Annotated in this window: 14 protein-coding genes; 7 read left to right on the plus strand and 7 right to left on the minus strand. The window is 41.0% G+C overall.

Annotated features, from left to right (window positions below; all coding sequences use genetic code 11):
• Positions 1-4 precede the first annotated feature (4 nt).
• Positions 5-696, minus strand: a protein-coding gene (locus QUD05_RS03020; protein WP_289794349.1) for an IS1 family transposase whose coding sequence is annotated in 2 segments (ribosomal slippage) — positions 5-372 and positions 372-696 — 693 coding nt in all. Because the reading frame shifts where the segments join, the coding sequence is not laid out codon by codon here.
• An 898-nt stretch (positions 697-1,594) separates the two neighbouring features.
• On the opposite strand from QUD05_RS03020, the gene QUD05_RS03025 reads away from it, so the two are divergent.
• The 4 genes from QUD05_RS03025 to QUD05_RS03040 all read left to right on the plus strand — a co-directional run bounded on the left by QUD05_RS03025 (position 1,595) and on the right by QUD05_RS03040 (position 4,048).
• Entirely contained in the window at positions 1,595-2,614 is a 1,020-nt protein-coding gene (locus tag QUD05_RS03025) for an RpoD/SigA family RNA polymerase sigma factor (RefSeq protein ID WP_289794804.1), read from the plus strand.
• 115 nt (positions 2,615-2,729) lie between these two features.
• A complete protein-coding gene (locus QUD05_RS03030) occupies positions 2,730-3,224 on the plus strand; it encodes an ureidoglycolate lyase (protein WP_289794805.1) in 495 nt (164 codons plus the stop codon).
• A 176-nt stretch (positions 3,225-3,400) separates the two neighbouring features.
• Positions 3,401-3,748, plus strand: coding sequence for a translation initiation factor (locus tag QUD05_RS03035; protein ID WP_289794806.1), 348 nt, complete (start codon positions 3,401-3,403; stop codon positions 3,746-3,748).
• Between the two features lie 141 nt (positions 3,749-3,889).
• Positions 3,890-4,048: a YqaE/Pmp3 family membrane protein gene (locus QUD05_RS03040; protein WP_289794807.1), complete on the plus strand. Its 159-nt coding sequence runs from the start codon at positions 3,890-3,892 to the stop codon at positions 4,046-4,048.
• Positions 4,049-4,323: 275 nt separating this feature from the next.
• Here QUD05_RS03040 and QUD05_RS03045 read toward each other — a convergent pair whose 3' ends face one another.
• From QUD05_RS03045 to lpdA, 4 genes are all read right to left on the minus strand, one after another.
• A complete protein-coding gene (locus tag QUD05_RS03045; RefSeq protein ID WP_289794808.1) occupies positions 4,324-4,986 on the minus strand; it encodes a carbonic anhydrase in 663 nt (220 codons plus the stop codon).
• A gap of 117 nt (positions 4,987-5,103) precedes the next feature.
• A complete protein-coding gene (locus tag QUD05_RS03050; RefSeq protein WP_094349807.1) occupies positions 5,104-5,355 on the minus strand; it encodes a DUF5340 domain-containing protein in 252 nt (83 codons plus the stop codon).
• A gap of 243 nt (positions 5,356-5,598) precedes the next feature.
• Positions 5,599-6,489 (minus strand): indole-3-glycerol phosphate synthase TrpC, encoded by an 891-nt coding sequence (gene trpC, locus QUD05_RS03055; protein WP_289794809.1) that lies wholly within the window; start codon positions 6,487-6,489, stop codon positions 5,599-5,601.
• Between the two features lie 97 nt (positions 6,490-6,586).
• The gene (gene lpdA, locus QUD05_RS03060; protein WP_289794810.1) at positions 6,587-8,017 is read right to left on the minus strand and encodes a dihydrolipoyl dehydrogenase; all 1,431 of its coding nucleotides are present in this window, start codon (positions 8,015-8,017) and stop codon (positions 6,587-6,589) included.
• A 428-nt stretch (positions 8,018-8,445) separates the two neighbouring features.
• Here lpdA and QUD05_RS03065 point away from each other — a divergent pair, with 428 nt between their 5' ends.
• Together QUD05_RS03065 and QUD05_RS03070 are read left to right on the plus strand one after the other, a co-directional pair.
• Complete coding sequence (locus QUD05_RS03065) at positions 8,446-10,221, plus strand: SWIM zinc finger family protein (RefSeq protein ID WP_289799866.1); 1,776 nt, start codon at positions 8,446-8,448, stop codon at positions 10,219-10,221.
• 586 nt (positions 10,222-10,807) lie between these two features.
• Positions 10,808-12,553: a ShlB/FhaC/HecB family hemolysin secretion/activation protein gene (locus QUD05_RS03070; RefSeq protein WP_416211615.1), complete on the plus strand. Its 1,746-nt coding sequence runs from the start codon at positions 10,808-10,810 to the stop codon at positions 12,551-12,553.
• A 434-nt stretch (positions 12,554-12,987) separates the two neighbouring features.
• Here QUD05_RS03070 and QUD05_RS03075 read toward each other — a convergent pair whose 3' ends face one another.
• Together QUD05_RS03075 and QUD05_RS03080 are read right to left on the minus strand one after the other, a co-directional pair.
• Positions 12,988-14,112: a hybrid sensor histidine kinase/response regulator gene (locus QUD05_RS03075; protein ID WP_289794812.1), complete on the minus strand. Its 1,125-nt coding sequence runs from the start codon at positions 14,110-14,112 to the stop codon at positions 12,988-12,990.
• A gap of 16 nt (positions 14,113-14,128) precedes the next feature.
• On the minus strand, positions 14,129-15,484 hold the full coding sequence (locus QUD05_RS03080; RefSeq protein ID WP_289794813.1) for an ATP-binding response regulator: 1,356 nt from the start codon (positions 15,482-15,484) through the stop codon (positions 14,129-14,131).
• A gap of 1,269 nt (positions 15,485-16,753) precedes the next feature.
• Between QUD05_RS03080 and QUD05_RS03085 the strand changes: the two genes are divergently transcribed.
• Positions 16,754-17,476, plus strand: a complete 723-nt coding sequence (locus QUD05_RS03085) for a response regulator transcription factor (protein WP_289794814.1) — start codon at positions 16,754-16,756, stop codon at positions 17,474-17,476.
• The last annotated feature ends 48 nt before the right edge of the window (positions 17,477-17,524 follow it).

Consider the following 17,524-nt stretch of genomic DNA (forward strand, 5'->3'; position numbering starts at 1 on the left):
TGAATCATACTGAAACTGGAACATCCCAAAACTTGAGATAGTGAAGTAGCAATCGAATCGAGTATTTCAGCATTTGTGCTGATTTGGAATAACATAGCGTTTTTCGATGCAATCGAGCGAGATAGTGGCGCAACCGGGTGTTTTCCCCCTCAACTCGTGTCATGTAAGTCTTGCTCACAATCTGGTCGCCCTCTGGAATAAAGCCTGGATAGACCAACCATCCATCCGTGACATAGAAATAGCACTGCCAAGTACCTACAATATCCCATAACGGTCGAAAAGTTTCGGCGCTATGGTCGCCCAAAACCCACGCTAAAATACCTTGTGTGAAGTGGTTCACTGCTGTCCAAAGCCAAACTTTGTTTTTTTTGAGCCGACGAACGTTTCTAGTTCATCGAGTTCGCCAACTTCTGGAATTGTCTCTGGATCATAAACATCAGGTAGCAGTTCTCCTACAAGTTTTACCCAAGTAATCAATGTCGTGTGATGCACACCTTTGACCCGTTCAATGCCACGAAATCCCATACCATTAACGTACATTTTCAGGCATTCCCGTTTCACTTCATCACTGTATCCTTGAGGTGGTTCGTACCGATCAATAAATTGGCGATCGCAATTACAGCAAATGTGATTCTGTTTACCTCTTTTATTTCCGTTCTTACGGATATGAGACGACCCACAACGCGGACATTCCATCCAGTTTTACCTCAATTCATACCGCCATTATGCAACGCCGGAAAGAGATATGAGTAAGAATGAATATACAGATGTAGCAGTGCTACGTCTGTGCAAGTGTTCTGGATACCGCATAATTAATTTCACCAGATGCCTAATTACTAAGTATTTGCTCAGATTCTTCAATAAAGCTGTTATTTAATAAAGAAGGGGAGAAGGAGAAGTTCTTTCTTTCATGTTTAACGATCGCTCACTATGTAACTGGCTTGATATGCTTAGATTGTATTAAAAAAAGTAGGTTTAAAATGGATATTTTCTATTTGATGAGTTTTTATTTAATGAGATTACACCTATTTATAAGCGGACTATGAACACTTTAATAAAAGAACTTGTTGTGATATTTTAAGAGTTGCTATTAGTAATTTATTTCTTAGATAATGGAATCGTTACCCGATATTTTTTACTTTCTCCAGAAACCTTATTGGATAACTACACTAAATTTAATTGTTAATTGTATTTTAGAATATACAAAAATAAATGATGAAAGAATGTAATTACTTCAAAGGATATGCTAATGATACTTGAGATAATTGATTTGTGACTGATGATGATGTTATTATTAAGGGGTGGGTTGATTTTGGGTTTATTATCTCCAACAATTAACTTGTAATGTATCATAGACCAGAATTCATCAGTGTTGCAAATTGATTAGACCTCTTGCATAAATTACAAATTAAGAACCCCACCCCGCCAAAGCTACGCTTTGTCTACCCTCCCCGAAAGCGGGAAGTAAATTAAGGGATGGGGTGTTAAGTACTTTTGCAAGATATCTATTGATTAGCAGTGTGAAATGGCTGTGGGTCTGAATATCTAGACTTGATACCAATAAATTGATGAGGTTACAGAGGAGCAAATAACCATGAGCAACTTAACATCTTTACATACCGAAGTTCAAAAAACGAAGAAAAAAAGTTTAGCCGCAGATAAAAAGCCTCGAGCTACAGATGATATTGTGCGTAGTTATCTGCAAGAGATCGGGCGTGTAGATTTGTTGACTCGCGAACAAGAGGTTATTTTTGCCCAACAAGTGCAGCAGATGATGAATTTATTAGCTGCTAAGGAAGAATTGGCTGTGAAATTAAACCATGAACCCACGCTGCAAGAATGGGCAGATCGGGTGGAGTTAAGTGTGGAGGTGCTAGAGCAACAGCTAAATTTAGGACAACAGTCCAAGCAGAAAATGATTCAGGCTAATCTCCGGTTAGTGGTAGCTGTGGCAAAGAAATACCAGCACCGGAACCTAGAATTTATGGATTTAATTCAAGAAGGTACTTTAGGTTTAGAACGGGGGGTAGATAAATTTGATCCCGCTCTTGGTTATAAGTTTTCTACTTATGCTTACTGGTGGATTCGTCAAGGAATCACACGGGCGATCGCTCAACAAGGACGTACAATTCGTTTACCTATCCACGTCTTTGAGAAACTGAACAAAATTAAACGGGTGCAGCGAGAATTATCTCAACAGTTAGGTCGCGTTCCCACTACGGCTGAAATTGCCACTGCCTTATCTTTGACAGCTAGCCAAGTTCGAGAGTGTTTGTACTTAGCCCGTCAACCCTTCTCTCTAGAGGCAAGAGTTGGCGAACAACAAGATACAGAATTGCAAGACATACTGGAGGATGATGGCCCTTCTCCCGAAGATTATGCTGTTGAAGAATCTCTCCACCAGGACTTACAAGACTTATTGGCAAAGCTGTCTCCCCAGCAGCGAGAAATATTAACCCTGCGCTTTGGCCTAACTGATGGGTATGAACTTTCTTTAGCACAGATTGGCGATCGCATGGGCATTAGTCGAGAACGGGTGCGTCAGATAGAACAAAAAGCTCTCAGTCTCCTCCGACGCCAAAAGGAACAAGTACGTAGTTATCTAGCGAGCTAAAGTTATTTTTTCATAATTTCAGGCATTGAAACTCAGGAAGTCACCATAATAGCTGTATAAAATTCAGTCATTCTGGGGGAAAATAAATCTAAATAATCTCTCTTAAAGATTTGATATGAGTACACCAAAGACAGTGCAACAATTGCAGGTACAATGGGTGACTTCTGAAAACTTTCGGCGTTATGGACAGGTGATTTTTGCAAGTCTTGATGGCAAAACTTACGATGAGGAAGATGCCCAGTTAAACCTGCAAAATGGGATTCCACGATTCTATATTATGCGGTTGGAGAATATAGGGCGAAAGTTCTACAAAATTACTCGCCATGTGCAATGCACTCAATGTCTGGGTTCTTTGGAAGGGAAGGATTGGTTAATTGCAGTTTGTCCTCCTTATAATGATGTGAATGAACCAGCATTAGAAGAGATTGCTGCTTTCCGCATTCCGGGGAATTGTTTTATCAAGCTACATGAGGGTACTTGGCACGCTGGCCCTCATTTTGACCATGAAGCCGTGGATTTTTATAATTTGGAACTAGCTGATACCAATATGGTGGATCATTTCACCCATGATTTTCTCAAGAGTCATCAATTAGAGTTTGAGATGGTTTAGGTAAGATTAGGTTTAATTATAGATATAGACAAGCCATTTTCCTGAATCAGTTCAAGTATTATGTCAGTTTGGTTATGATGTATGGATGTGTAATGTTAGCCTAGAAATTGTATCCCAGCAGAATGGTTGCGTAGAAGTTTCCACTGCCTTTGAAATTTTTCTTAAACATTCATTTTATGTCTTCTTCCAAGTCTCAATCTTCTGATAAAGGCTTTGTCTACCGCGAATTTGGCAATGACAACTCCGCCGCCACAGAAAGACCAATTCCAGAACTACCCCCACAACAACAAAATCTGAAAGTACAAGCTTCCCGCAAAGGACGCAAAGGCAAAACCGTCACAGTCGTTAGCGGTTTTCAAGCAAAACCAGAAACCTTAGCAGATTTGGTGAAGCAGTTGAAAACCCAGTGTGGCACAGGTGGAACACTTAAAGACAATGAAATTGAAATTCAGGGCGAACACAAACAGAAAATTGTCGAGATTTTGACCAAGCTAGGTTACAAAGCCAAAATTAGCGGTGGCTAATCTTGAGTGCGGTTTACCGTATCTTAACCGCAATCTAGATTAAGAGAGGAGATGTTATCTTTGAAAGGTACAAATATGCTTGAATAGTGGTAAATTAGTTTGCCAACAAGCTGTCTTTTCTGAGATTAATAGGAGGTTTAAATGGATTTAGTTCGGATTCTGTGTGCCATTTTCCTACCGCCTTTGGGAGTTTTTTTACAAGTAGGTTTTGGTGTAGACTTTTGGATTAATATACTTTTGACGCTGTTTGGTTACATTCCGGGAATTATTCATGCAATATGGATAATTGCTAAAAAATAATTTTTTGTAGAAGTAGGTTAAGTGTACCAATATCTGTGTTACTGATTCTTGTAGAGGCAATTTATGAATTGCCTCTATAAAAAATTTTTCATGAAATTAACTACTTTGTATTCGTAACTTTAATTAAACAAAAATCTCTAAGAATACTGCTTTAATTTTGGAAATATACATAAATACTACCCAAGAAAACCCGATATCTAAATAAAAGTTGTAAAAACAATATTTATCAAGTCTTAAATGTCAGCTTTTGTGTGGCGGTAAATACCGAATTAAGTCTAATTTTTTAACATGGCATAGAGTCTAAATTCTAGAAGCAAGGGGCAGATGTGCAATTGCCATTGCACAGTTGAAACGTTTAAATCTTTGATTAGTCCAGTGCGTATATCTAGTACCCAGCCATGAACCATAGGCGCTTTTCGCTCATGGAGTGCTTGACGCATGATGGAAGTTTGGTAAAGATTTTTCACTTGCGCCACAACATTGATTTCTGCCAAGCGATTCAGACGTTCTTCTCTTGTTGGCAAGGTATCAATTTCTTCTTGTTTCTCTAAATACAGTTCCCGAATCGGATTTACCCAGTTATCAAGAATTCCGATAGTTCTCCCTTCTAAAGCTGCCTTAATTCCTCCGCAATCGTAGTGACCACAAACGATAATGTGTTCCACTTTCAGGTGTAAAATTGCGTATTCTAAAACGGCTAAAAAGTTTATATCCGTTAGAGAAACTTGATTGGCAATATTACGATGTACAAATAACTCTCCTGGTTCTGTACGGGTAAACCTTGTTAATGCCAGACGACTATCAGAACACCCAATGTATAGAAAGGGTGGTGTTTGTCCACTAGATAATTCTTGAAAGTAAGTTGGATCTAGGGCTAGCTTTTCGGCAACCCAAGCCTGATTATTTCTGAGGAGTTCATCAATGCTGTTATATTTCATCTTTCGTCAAATTCGAGAGAGAATCTCATCAATATTTTATTTTAACTGATCTACAGTTTTATCTAAATCAAGATGAACTTTCTCAAAACTAAAATCTTATAAAGATGACAATTTTTTTCAATCGGGGGCAACAACTTTGTTATCGTTATGATGGTTGATTGACCAACGGTGATCGATAGTTACAGAGGAAAACTCGCAAATTTCTTCTAGTCGCTTTTGCTGTACAGCAGCTTTACGGAGAGTAATAATTAACTGATTCACCTGATGCCGTAAATCTGGGTTATCATTTACTGCTAACATAGTTTGTCTTTCTAAGAGTTGAAGTATAAGTTCGTAGTGAATAGGCGAAGGTAGAGGAATTTGCTCCATGAAGTTAAATTTTGATTTCATATTTGGGATTTTGTATTAGTCACAGTTTGTTTCTTGTTAATAAATTGTTACATAATGAATAACTAGTTGCTTATGGCTTTGATTTGATTAGCAATGAAGATTTGGCAAAGATATTAATGATATTTGATAGCAAATTGCTGTGTGTATACGCATAGTATGCCCAATTGCTCAACTATTATGTGCAGTTGCCCTGCGCTTTTTAGAGCATCTGGGGTGTTTCTTTCAAAAATTCCTCGGTAATATATGAGCGATCGCAGCACCGGGATCTGGTTGTTTTACCAAAGATTCTCCAATGAGTACAGCAGATGCACCTGCTGTCAGCACTAAACTCAAATCTTCTGTGTTGTGTAGTCCTGACTCGCTGACAACAAGGATATCTTTTTCTTGCAATTGTCTACCCCTTGCAGCCAAAAGTTGGCAAGTAGTTTGCAGATCGACAGAGAAATCTTCCAAATTGCGATTATTGATTCCTACCAAGGAGACTCCATCTAAGGCTAGCACACGGTCAAGTTCTGCCAAACTATGAACTTCAACCAAGGTTGCCATTTTCAGGTTGTTAGCAATTTTGAGGAAGTATTTCAAATCTTGATCGCTCAGGATAGCGGCAATCAATAAAATAGCATCTGCACCGTGAATCCGCGCCAAGTACATCTGGTAAGGATAGACAATAAATTCTTTGCATAATAGGGGCAAATCTACGGCAGCCCGAACCTTGGCTAAGTTTTCAAAACTACCTTGAAAAAACTTGACATCTGTCAGCACAGAAAGACAACTAGCACCACCTTGCTGATAAGACAGCGCGATCGCTACTGGGTCAAAATCTTCTCGTAAAACACCTTTACTAGGTGAAGCTTTTTTAACTTCGGCAATTAATGCTGGCTTAGTCTTACCTTGGTGCAAGGCGGCGACAAAATCACGGGTTGGCGGTGCAGTCAGTACCTGCTTTCGCAATTCTTGCAAAGGAACCTTTTCCCGCATTTGGTCATATTCTACTTCTTTCTGCCAGACAATTTCTTCCAAGATGTTGTTTGGCGCTGCATCAGGCACGACAGCCTGATAACGCAATATCGATACATCAATAGCTGGGTTAGGTGAACGACGACGGATTTGCATAATTAGTTATTGGTCATTGGTCATTGGTCATTGGTCATTTGTCAGTGGTCATTTGTCCTTGTTTATTAGCAAAGGACAAATGACAAAGAACAAATGACTAAATTGCGATCGCTCGTTTATAAGCTTCGTCCAGAACTTCCGAGAGTGTCGGGTGGGCGTGAACTAGATGTGCAAGATTGTGGACAGATTGACGGTTGGCGATCGCGGCTGACGCTTCATGAATTAAGTCTGAGGCGTGCAGTCCGAAAATGTGGACTCCTAAGACTTCTCCGGTGTCTTTGCGATATATCACCTTGGCAATACCGTCGGCTTCATTTTCTGCCAACGCTTTGGAATTTCCTTTGAAGTAACTCCTACTGGTGGCGATTTCAAATCCTTCGGCTTGTCCCAACTCCTTAGCTGCTGTTTCAGTTAAGCCTACATAGCTGACCTCTGGGTGGGTAAATGCCGCTGCGGGGATGCTGCGATAGTCTACTATTTTTTCCCTCCCAACTATATTTTCTACCGCGATGACGCCTTGAGCAGAAGCCGCATGGGCTAACATCATCTTCCCATTCGCGTCGCCAATTGCCCACAAATGCGGTACGACTTCACCTGCTGATAGTACTGCCATGCGATCGTCTACTGGAATAAAATTCCGCCGATCGAGTTCCACACCCACAGACTCTAAACCGAGATTTTTGGTCGCCGGGATGCGTCCTGTAGCTACCAAGCAAGCATCTACCTCGATGACATCTACATCTTCTTTGGTTTTGAAATCTGCTAACTCAATGACTACAGGTGAACCGGGAATGACTTTTTTGGCGTATATCCCGACTTTCGTTTCAATATCGCGGGGAGTAATTAGCACCCGTTCGGCAAGCTTGGCAATATCGCGGTCAAATCCTGGCATTAACTGATCTAGGGCTTCAATCAAGGTGATTTCACAACCCAAAGCTGAGTAAATATCAGAAAATTCTAAGCCGATGTAACCACTACCAATAATTGCCACCCAGTCTGGTAATGACTCTAATTTGACACCTTGATCGCTGGTAAAGACAGTTTTGCCGTCTACTTCAATCCCTGGAGGCACAAAAGGAATTGAACCAGGTGAAAGGATAATGTCTTTGGCTGTGATGGTTTTTTCACCGCCGTCTCCGACGACAGAAACTTTTTGCGCCCCAGCGATTTTTCCCCAACCCCTGATGATATCGACCCCTAGCCGTTTGAGGCTGTTGGTTAAGTCGCCTTGAATTTTCGAGACGAGATTACTAGCATGATTAGCGATCGCTTGGCGATCGAATTCTACGCTACCAATTTGAATTCCCAGTGACTTGAGGTGGTGGGCATTGCGTAACTCCCGCACACGTCCAGATGCTGCCAGCAGCGCTTTAGAAGGAATACAGCCGCGATTAACACAGGTTCCTCCCATATCAGCAGCTTCAATAATTGCTGTTTTCAAACCACAACTTACGGCGTGTAAGGCTGCGCCATGCCCGCCTACACCAGCGCCGATAATTACTAAATCGTAATCATATCCTTGACTCACGTTAGTTTCCCCGTGTGCTTCGCCTATTTATTCTCAACTTGACCGACAATCAGCGCAACCCTTTTAACAGTTATCAGTTATCAGTTTTATCGCTGAACTCTAAATCCCTTACCTTACATTACCCTGACTGTTTACTGTTGACTGTTCACTGATTTCAGGTTCGGGTATTGCTAACTCAAATTATGATTCACTCACTTCTGGCGAAAATATGGATATTTTCATTATATGGGTTGGTTTTCCCAGAAAAGCGACAAGAAATTAAGTGAGTATTTGCAGGGTAATGAAGCTGATTCCCAGTTCTGAGCTAGTTAATGAATAGAAATTGCAGTTTCACTCAGAATCTCCACACCTTTCTCTTTACAGCGCGTTAGCGTAACACTAAGCTGGATTTAGGATTGATCCAGAAGATTTACGCAGGCGATCGCTCGATGTCTATTCCCCAAATTAGTGAATTTACTATCCGCCGTCATGCCAACGCCAAATCTTTCCAGCGGGGCGAGGCATATTACAACGCTGGTGCTGTTAATGCAGTTATCCAACGTGGTCATCAGCTTCAGGCAGATGTTGTAGGCACCGAAGCTAGACCTTATCATGTCAACCTAAGTTTCGATAGCAGTGGGTTAACCTCAGTAAAATGCACCTGTGCTTACAACTATGAAGGTTGGTGCAAGCACATTGTGGCGACGATGCTCGTTTGTGCGCGTAACTCAGAAAATATTGAGCAGCGCCCCACCCTTGAAGAACTACTAAATCGCCTGGATAGTATCGAAACTCAAAGGCTGCTGCAAGAGTTGGTAGCAGAATANCCCCCCCTAATTGAGGCGATTGACCGTCATGTAAGTTGGATGACGAATCCTGCTGACAACCAAACAGCCATAAAATTCGTGCGCCGCAATACTCTCGATCCGGCTCCCTTTCGGCGGCAAGTACGGCAGATTCTCAAGGATACTGTGCGCTACTTTGAGGAGGGATATGAAGAAGACCCGATTGGCGAAGATTTGTTGAGTGTAGTGCAAACTGCGGTAGATTTTAGCGAACGGGGAGAAGGTGAAAATGCGATCGCTATTTTGTCAGCGATTACCTCTACCTGTGCGGAAAATTGGGATGATGTTGCCGAATATGGCGCTGAAAATGATGAAGTTGTCGCGGAATTAAATAATGCTTGGTGTGAAGCAGTTCTAATCGCCGAACTTACTCCAGAAGAAAAAGTTGATATTCAAATAAATTTGGAAGCTTGGCAAGATGAGTGGAATGCTGATTTTGGTCTAGTCATGGAGGCTTTACGCCAAGGTTGGGATTATCTGCCGCTGGTACAAGTTCTCCAAGGTAACATTACTGAAAGGGGAGCATGGGAAGAAGACGTACCAGATTATGCAGACGATTTGGCATTAATTCGCCTGAAAATTCTCGAACGTCAAGAACGTTATCAAGAATACCTGTATTTAGCAGAAGCGGAAGGGCAAACCCAGCAATATCTGACAATGTTGGGGCGTTTAGGCAGGGTGGAAGAAGCAATTGATGCTGCTCAAACCCAGATGAACTCAATGGAAGAAGCCTTTGCCCTAGCGAAAACACTCAGTCTTCAGGGAGCGTTACAGCAAGCACTAGATATAGCCCAGAGTGGATTAAATTTACCGGGTAATTGTCAGTATGAATTGGGAATTTGGACAAGTGATTTAGCTAGTGAGTTGGGTAATAGTGAAGCTGCTTTATTAGCAATCAAGGCAGCTTTTCAAATGAAGCCCTCCTTTGTGGATTACCAAAGGATGGCAGAATTAGCTGGGGAAAACTGGGAAAGTGTCAAAACAGACCTGCTGAGAATTGTCCGTACTTGTAGTGGTTGGGGAACAGAATCAGCCAAGGTAGATATATTCTTGCATGAGGGGCTAATTGATGATGCAATTGCGATCGCTAGTGAACTAAGTTCCGATCGTTCAGAGTTAATTCACCGAGTTATGGATGCTGCTATCCCTCATAATCCTGGTTGGGTGATTGCGAATGCTCGTCGCCGTGCTGAAAAGATTATGGATGCAGGTAAAGCCGAATACTATTATTACGCAGTTGAATGGTTGAAAAAGGCGCGTAATGCCTACCTGGAATCTGGGAAGAAAGCTGACTGGTTAAGCTATCGGGACAACTTGATGCAAACTCATGCTCGTAAACGTAAATTGATGGGAATGTTTCAGCAAAGCGGTATGCAGTGAAGAAGGTAGCAGGTAGGAGGTTGCAATGAGCGGTGTAGGCTTGTCTTTCAGAGACGCACAAGAGAAAGACCTACACTAGACTTCTTGCAAAAGTAGGGAAAAGGGTAAGGGGGAAAGGGGAAAGGAACAATAAAAAACCTTTTCCCTTTAACCTTTTCCCTTTTCCCACAAGAGTGCAAAAATTACTTTTGCAAGAGGTCTACTGATTGCAGCACACTCTCATCAGAAATTTGGTATCAGATTTAACTGTAAAAAAAGCACGGAGATACTAGGCGTAGCTTGCTTCCACGTAGTGGTACGGGAAGCCTTTGACTACATAAATTTTGCCTACTAAGGATTTCGGGCAACGCATAATTAATTTAATTTCACCAGATATCTCATTAATACTTTTAAATCTGCAATCACCAGATGATTTAGCTTTTAAAGTGAGATTTGCTCAAGATATCAACTTTAGCGACAAAAGATGAAGTAAGATTCACATCTGAAGCAGTCCCCGTATAATCCCATAGTTACTGACAAAAAATAGTCCAGTGCGATGATTGATAAATACCCTCAGAATCTTATAGTGTCCTGCTTACCGCTGAGTATGCTTCTATTACTTAGCAGTACATCTTTAAGTCCACTGAAAGCTCAGGCTGTTGATACTACACAATTACCAACGAGTGATTTCACCCTATCACAACAAATTCCACCACCACAGGATATCCAACCACCCACACCCTCACCACTTCCCTCACCTGAAGTGCCACAGCCACTCCCTCCACCAGCAGAACTACTTCCACCCTCTGCCCCAACTCCCACACCTGATGCACCACTCCCTGGTAACTTTCCTCAAACTATTGTTGTTGAACGCTTTGAAGTTGTTGGTAGCACAGTTTTCAGTGCCCAAGAATTAGCCAAAGTCACTGCTGAATTTACCAAACGACCGATCTCACTGACCCAAGTGTATCAAGCACGTTCTAAAATCACTGAGTTATATGTCAAAAATGGTTACATTACTTCTGGTGCCTATATTCCACCTCAAACAATCCAATCTGGTGTTCTCAAAATTCAGGTGGTCGAAGGTAAATTAGAAGATATTCAGGTAACTGGGACTCGGCGGTTGAACCCGAATTATGTCCGTAGCCGACTAGCAATCGCGACATCACCGCCTCTGAATCGCCAGCGTTTATTAGAAGCCCTGCAACTGCTGCAACTTAATCCTTTGATTCAAAACGTGACTGCTGAACTCTCAGCAGGATCGCGGACGGGTACGAGTCTTTTGGAAGTTAAAATCAGTGAGGCAAAAACCTTTAGTGGGCAAATAGTTCTTGATAATGGGCGATCGCCTAGTGTTGGCAGTTTTCGCCGCGGGTTAAGATTGAATGAAGCCAACTTACTTGGATTGGGGGATAGTCTGAGTGTAGGCTACACCAATACTGATGGTAGCAATTCCTTTGACGCTAGTTACACGTTGCCTCTTAATCCCCGCAACGGAACGCTTACCTTGAACTATGGCACTACGTCGAGCAATGTCATTGAGCCTCCTTTCGACTTCCTAGATATCGAATCAGCTTCTCGCTACTACGAACTGACATTCCGCCAGCCAATAATCCAAACTCCTACACAAGAATTCGCTCTGGGGTTAACAGCTTCCCGACGCGAAAGTGATATCTCGTCCTTGTTACAGAGAGAAGGGGTTCCCGCCTCTGAACTTTCGCCTGGTGCTGATGATGAGGGACGCACTAGGGTATCGGCGTTGCGATTTTTTCAAGAATGGACGAGTCGTAACAGTCGTGAAGTCATCGCCCTACGCTCTCAATTCAGTTTGGGCATAGATGTGTTGAATGCCACAGTTAATCAAGATGCTCCCGATAGCCGTTTTTTTGCTTGGCAAGGGCAAGCGCAGTGGGCGCGCCTTTTAGCTCCTGAAACTTTATTGTTATTACGTTTAAATACGCAACTAGCATCTACAAAACTTCTGCCGATAGAGCAATTTGGTATCGGTGGACAGGATAGCATTCGCGGCTACCGTCAAGATTACCTGCTGACAGATAATGGCACTTTTGTGTCTGCGGAAGTTCAAGTACCAATTCTGCGCTTACCGCAGATAAATAGCATCTTACAGGTTATCCCCTTTGTAGATTTTGGTGTTGGCTGGAATACTTCTGGTAAAGATAATCCCGATCGCAATACTTTAGCTGCTGTTGGTCTGGGGTTGCGTTTGGCACAGGGCGATCGCTTCACCGTTCGTCTTGATTGGGGTATTCCTTTGGTATCTATTAACTCAAATAATGAGAGAACATTACAAGAAAACGGTCTGTATTTTAGTTTACTCTATAATCCTTTTTAAGCCCTGTCCATGTCCACCCTATTAAGAGTTGAGGGTGGACATGGACAGTAGTCAATGATGAAAAAATGATGATTATCTAAGTTTTTATAAAAAAGACCCTGGGTTATGATTCCAGGGTGCATACACGTTTTTCAGGCATTAATAGGTTGAATAATAACTTTGTCAAATAGTTATTTCTACTATCTATAGAATGATACAAAAGTAGATTTAGTTATTTTAGTCGATCAATACATCTGCCATTGGGAGTATACAAATATTGGAAGAGGCAAGTTATCTGGCAGTATTCTAGATTGGATTAACCTTCAAATGCTGCTGTAATTAATCCATATAATTTAAGCTAATTTAAGTTTTGTTAGGGACATAAAAACACATCAAAAATTAATGTAATTTATTGGGAGATATCCGCATAATAATCTGTGGTGAAGGAGAATAGCTTAAGTGTTTTTAGGTAGTTGAACAGTAAACAAACTACCTTTACCTAGTTCAGAAGCGACCTTGATAGTTCCTGCGTGCCCTTCTATAATGCGATGGGATAGATGTAGTCCTAAGCCACTACCTGAGCGTTTATTTCTGCCTTGGCGAAATCGCTCGAAAATTGTTCCTTGATCTTCTGGCGCAATCCCATATCCTGTATCTTGTACCTCAATTATGACCGAATCTGGATCTCCTAGATTAGATGAGGTTTCATAAATACGGATTGTTATGCCTCCCGTATCTGTAAATTTGATGGCATTTGCAATCAGGTTGTTTAACACTCGCCGTAACTCTAAGCGATCGCCCATGATAATAGCAGCGTTTTGACTCAGTGGATCTAATTCACGGGTATCTATTTCCAGAGTCAAGCCTTTTTCATTAGTTAGAGGACTTAGTTCGCTGACTACTTCTTGAGATATCTCAGATAAATCGCATTCCTCCCAATTCAACGTTTTTTTACCTGCCTCGAAGCGATAGACTTCTAAGAGCGTGTTGACCATTTCCATCAAATTTTGGTTACTGCGAATCATAACTGCGATCGCCTGTTTCATTTCCGGCGAAATTTTACAGAATGTTTCCATTTCAAACAAATTCAACATCCGATCGGCGGCTACTAGGGGAGTTCGCAAGTCATGAGTCAGACGGGAAACAAAATCTTCCCGTTGGCGGGCCATTTTTTGTTGTTCGTCCAGACTGTGCTTGAGACGTAATAGCGATCGCACTCTTGCCAGTAGTTCATCAGTATCAAATGGTTTACGAATAAAATCATCAGCACCAGCATCCAAACCTTCGACAACGCTGGATTGGTGAAAGGCAGTAATTAACAGAATTGGAATATAAGAGATTGCAGGGTTATTCCGAATCCGACGTGTGACTTCATAGCCATCTATCCCTGGCATCATTACATCTAACAGAATCAGATCGGGTGGAGATTGCTCAATTTTGCGTAAAGCCTTGATTCCATCTGAAGCCAAATCAATTTTATACCCCTCACTTTCTAAAATTGCTTGAACCAAAATGAGATTATCTTGAGTGTCGTCAACTGCTAAGATGCGATAAATTTTATTATTTTCAACTACAGACATGATTTATAAATTTTTATCAGTTTTTTGGGAAGTAATTTTTAAATTTAGGATATTCTATTGGTGCTTTCCTGGCTTGAGAAGATGACTGGTGAGGATTTTTAGCAGGGCAAAAAAAATCGTCGCTATCGTTATCTAACTGTGAAGCTGGAGCATGGGGTGCTACAGTCGGTAATGTAATTTGACGTGGCAATTCAATTTTAAACATTGAACCCACCCCCAATTTACTCTCAAGAAATATTTTACCGCCCATCATTCGCACTAGCGAATCTATAATTGCCAAACCCAGACCTGTACCTGGATATTTGCGAGTGATAGTTTGATCGACTTGCCGAAATGCTTCAAAAATATGCTTAAAATCTCTGGGGGCTATGCCTATACCTGTATCTTGAACGATAATTACCACTCGATTTGCAGGGAGTTCCTTGACCTCAACCCAAATTTCACCAGATTCTGTGAATTTAATGGCGTTGGAAAGCAGGTTAATTAAAATCTGTTTGACACGAACCGGATCGTTAAATACCAAAGGATTTTGCAAATCGGTTTGTACTAACAATGAAAGATTTTTAGCATCAGCTAGGGAACGCATTTCACTGACAACAAGATTGATTACCTTTGATATATCAAATCTTTCTGCCTTTAAATCTAATCCTCCTCCCTCCAGTTTGGAAAAGTCGAGAACTTCATTGAGTAGCATTAGTAAATGCTTCCCATTATTCAAAATGCGCTCAACCATATCTGCTTGCTGGCGCGTTAGCTGACCGAATTTAGGACGCAGCAGTATTTGCGAAAAACCAATAATCGCATTCATCGGCGTTCTAAGTTCGTGAGATATAGTTGCCAAAAAAAGTGATTTTAGACGTGATGCCTCCAATAGCTTGAAGTTTTGTATTTGAATCTGTTGTTGTTGTCTCTCCAATTCTTGGTTCTGACAAATGAGTTGTTCATAAGTTTCTCTAAGTTGCTGATTTGCCAAATCCACCTGCATTTCCGCCCGATAAATCCGAATCACATTCCGCAAAACCTGCGACAAAGTTTCTGGAGATATTCTAGACTTAGAGAGATAGTCTGTAGCACCAGCTTTCAATAATTGGAGAGTAATTTGTTCATCTCCTTGACCAGTTAGGACTACTAAAGGAACTTTAATTTCTGAAGAACGTAGCTGTTGAATCAAAGTTAGTGCATCCCTATCTGGTAAGGAATAGTTTAGGAAAACACAATCGTAAGCAGTAATGCTTAAAACAGAGAACGCATCATTACCATTGCTTACTTCAGACAGTTGCATCTGAACACCTGCTGTAGTCAGAGCAGAACAGATTGCTATCCGGTCTACTTCGTCATCGTCTACAACCAAAATTTTCAGCGTCTCTTCCATCGGTTTTTATTTTCGCCGCCAAACATAGGTTGATGTATAACATTTCTCTTTTTCAGTTTATCCAACTAAAGAATATAAGATTTTCGGATATCTAAAACCTGTAATTTGATTGATTAAGATATTTTGCATAAGATCCACTTTAATAGCTGCTTGACACTCATCACATCAACTTCGTTATCCTCCATTAGTAGTATGTTGATCGCTCTTTCGGGACTTTCCTTGGGTTGAATTGAGTCTGTTGTATCTTCAATCTGGTTAATTTACAAGACTCTGGTAACTAAACTCCTAGCAAATGACCAATGCCCTGCAAAAAATTAGTAATTAACAAGCAGACACCGCTGATATAAAGTAAAATAAAATACTTTACCAACTTAAAACAATTGTAGATGAGTAAGCAAGCCATCGTCGTCAGTCATTGGTGAGAGTTGCATCCCATTATCGTGTACCATAAGCTTGAACAGTTTTATCTATCAGGTTAGTTAGACCAGGTAAATAAAAAAGTAATATCTATAACTCTTTGTGAATCTGAAGTAATCCTAGCTCCTGAAATTTCAACTAATTTTTTTCGCGATCGCCACATCTGTATTAGTATTTTCCCGGTTATATCAGACTTATAGATGTTCGCAAAATTACCAAACCTTAATGCCGAAAAAAGGTTCTCGACAAAAGTTAGGCAAAAATTCAAAACCTAAAAGGGGAGAGGTTCGTACATTCGCACAGAGGGTTGCTATTATCTCCTGTGAAAAGTCAGATGAACAAGTTAGTCACCAAAAATTAGGAATTACTTTGCTGTTGGTGATTCCGCCAAATTTTAACGCTGCTGATTCCCTTCCATAAGGATCTCTATTGGCTCTATCAATCGGATGAATCCAAAGGTTTGATTAAAAATCGCTCGCATCCATCGTTCACTTTCTCGCAAAGCAACTTTCACCCGCTGTAATTTTTTCATTTTCGTAAGCTTTTTTTAAAGTTTGATCCCAAATAATACTAATTAACCAATGGAACATGGCAACTCAAAGCTGAATTGTCAGCTAAGAAGGAGCAATTTGGCATTCGTTTTAATATTTCATACTTTTTATGTAAGTATCTATATATCTCCAGCTAGATTTGTCCTCTATCTAAATATAAAATTTTTGAGTATTTGTTATTTCTATCGGTGGATGCAGACAGGTTAAAATATCATCTATCTTGAGTTTGGGAAAATAATAGATAGTAGTTACAAAAGGCAAGACTTTGAAAGATGCAAACAGCGCAAGAGTGAGTGTAGCGATGAATGAAATTAGTATTATTTTAATTGAAGATCATGACTTAACGCGCATGGGGCTACGAGCAGCGTTACAGTCTCATAGTGCATTGAAAGTAATTGGGGAAGCGGCAAATGCTACCCAAGGGTTAAAACTTTTAGAAACGGCCAAGCCAGATGTAGCGGTAGTAGATATCGGCTTGCCTGACATGGATGGCATCGAACTCACTCGCAAATTTAAACGCTCCCAGGCTGAAAATGGGCAATCTACTACAAAGATTCTCATCTTGACAATGGATCATACAGAGGACGCTGTACTTGCAGCCTTTGCAGCTGGCGCTGATTCTTATTATATGAAAGAAACCAGCATCAGTAAATTAACTGAGGCAATTCAAGCAACTCACGGCGGTAACTCTTGGATCGATCCGGCAATTGCCAACGTGGTATTGCGGAAGATGCGCCAAGGTATTCCTGGAGAAAGTCAAGGTTCTGACAAGCCGAAGACTGTAAAAATTGAAGCGTTGGCATCAGAATACGAGCAAGTTTTGGAAACATACCCTCTGACTCAACGGGAACTGGAAATCCTAGAGTTGATTGTAGCTGGATGTAGCAATGGGCAAATTGCCGAGAAACTCTACATTACAGTTGGTACTGTCAAAACCCATGTTCGTAATATTCTAAATAAACTATGTGCTGATGACCGTACCCAAGCTGCTGTGAGGGCCTTACGTTCGGGCTTGGTGGCGTAAGGGATTAGGGACAAGGGAGATGAGGGGACAAGGGGACAAGGAGAATAA

This window comes from Nostoc sp. GT001 (genome assembly GCF_030382115.1).
In the GTDB taxonomy this organism is placed as follows: Bacteria; Cyanobacteriota; Cyanobacteriia; order Cyanobacteriales; family Nostocaceae; genus Nostoc.

Bases quoted from the DNA above. Each gene is read 5' to 3' on its own strand.
- QUD05_RS03030 (WP_289794805.1), top strand. From the start codon at position 2,730: ATGAGTACACCAAAGACAGTGCAACAATTGCAGGTACAATGGGTGACT.
- QUD05_RS03080 (WP_289794813.1), bottom strand. From the start codon at position 15,484: ATGGAAGAGACGCTGAAAATTTTGGTTGTAGACGATGACGAAGTAGAC.
- QUD05_RS03045 (WP_289794808.1), bottom strand. From the start codon at position 4,986: ATGAAATATAACAGCATTGATGAACTCCTCAGAAATAATCAGGCTTGG.
- QUD05_RS03035 (WP_289794806.1), top strand. From the start codon at position 3,401: ATGTCTTCTTCCAAGTCTCAATCTTCTGATAAAGGCTTTGTCTACCGC.
- QUD05_RS03050 (WP_094349807.1), bottom strand. From the start codon at position 5,355: ATGGAGCAAATTCCTCTACCTTCGCCTATTCACTACGAACTTATACTT.
- QUD05_RS03025 (WP_289794804.1), top strand. From the start codon at position 1,595: ATGAGCAACTTAACATCTTTACATACCGAAGTTCAAAAAACGAAGAAA.
- QUD05_RS03070 (WP_416211615.1), top strand. From the start codon at position 10,808: ATGCTTCTATTACTTAGCAGTACATCTTTAAGTCCACTGAAAGCTCAG.
- QUD05_RS03040 (WP_289794807.1), top strand. From the start codon at position 3,890: ATGGATTTAGTTCGGATTCTGTGTGCCATTTTCCTACCGCCTTTGGGA.
- trpC (WP_289794809.1), bottom strand. From the start codon at position 6,489: ATGCAAATCCGTCGTCGTTCACCTAACCCAGCTATTGATGTATCGATA.
- QUD05_RS03075 (WP_289794812.1), bottom strand. From the start codon at position 14,112: ATGTCTGTAGTTGAAAATAATAAAATTTATCGCATCTTAGCAGTTGAC.
- QUD05_RS03085 (WP_289794814.1), top strand. From the start codon at position 16,754: ATGAATGAAATTAGTATTATTTTAATTGAAGATCATGACTTAACGCGC.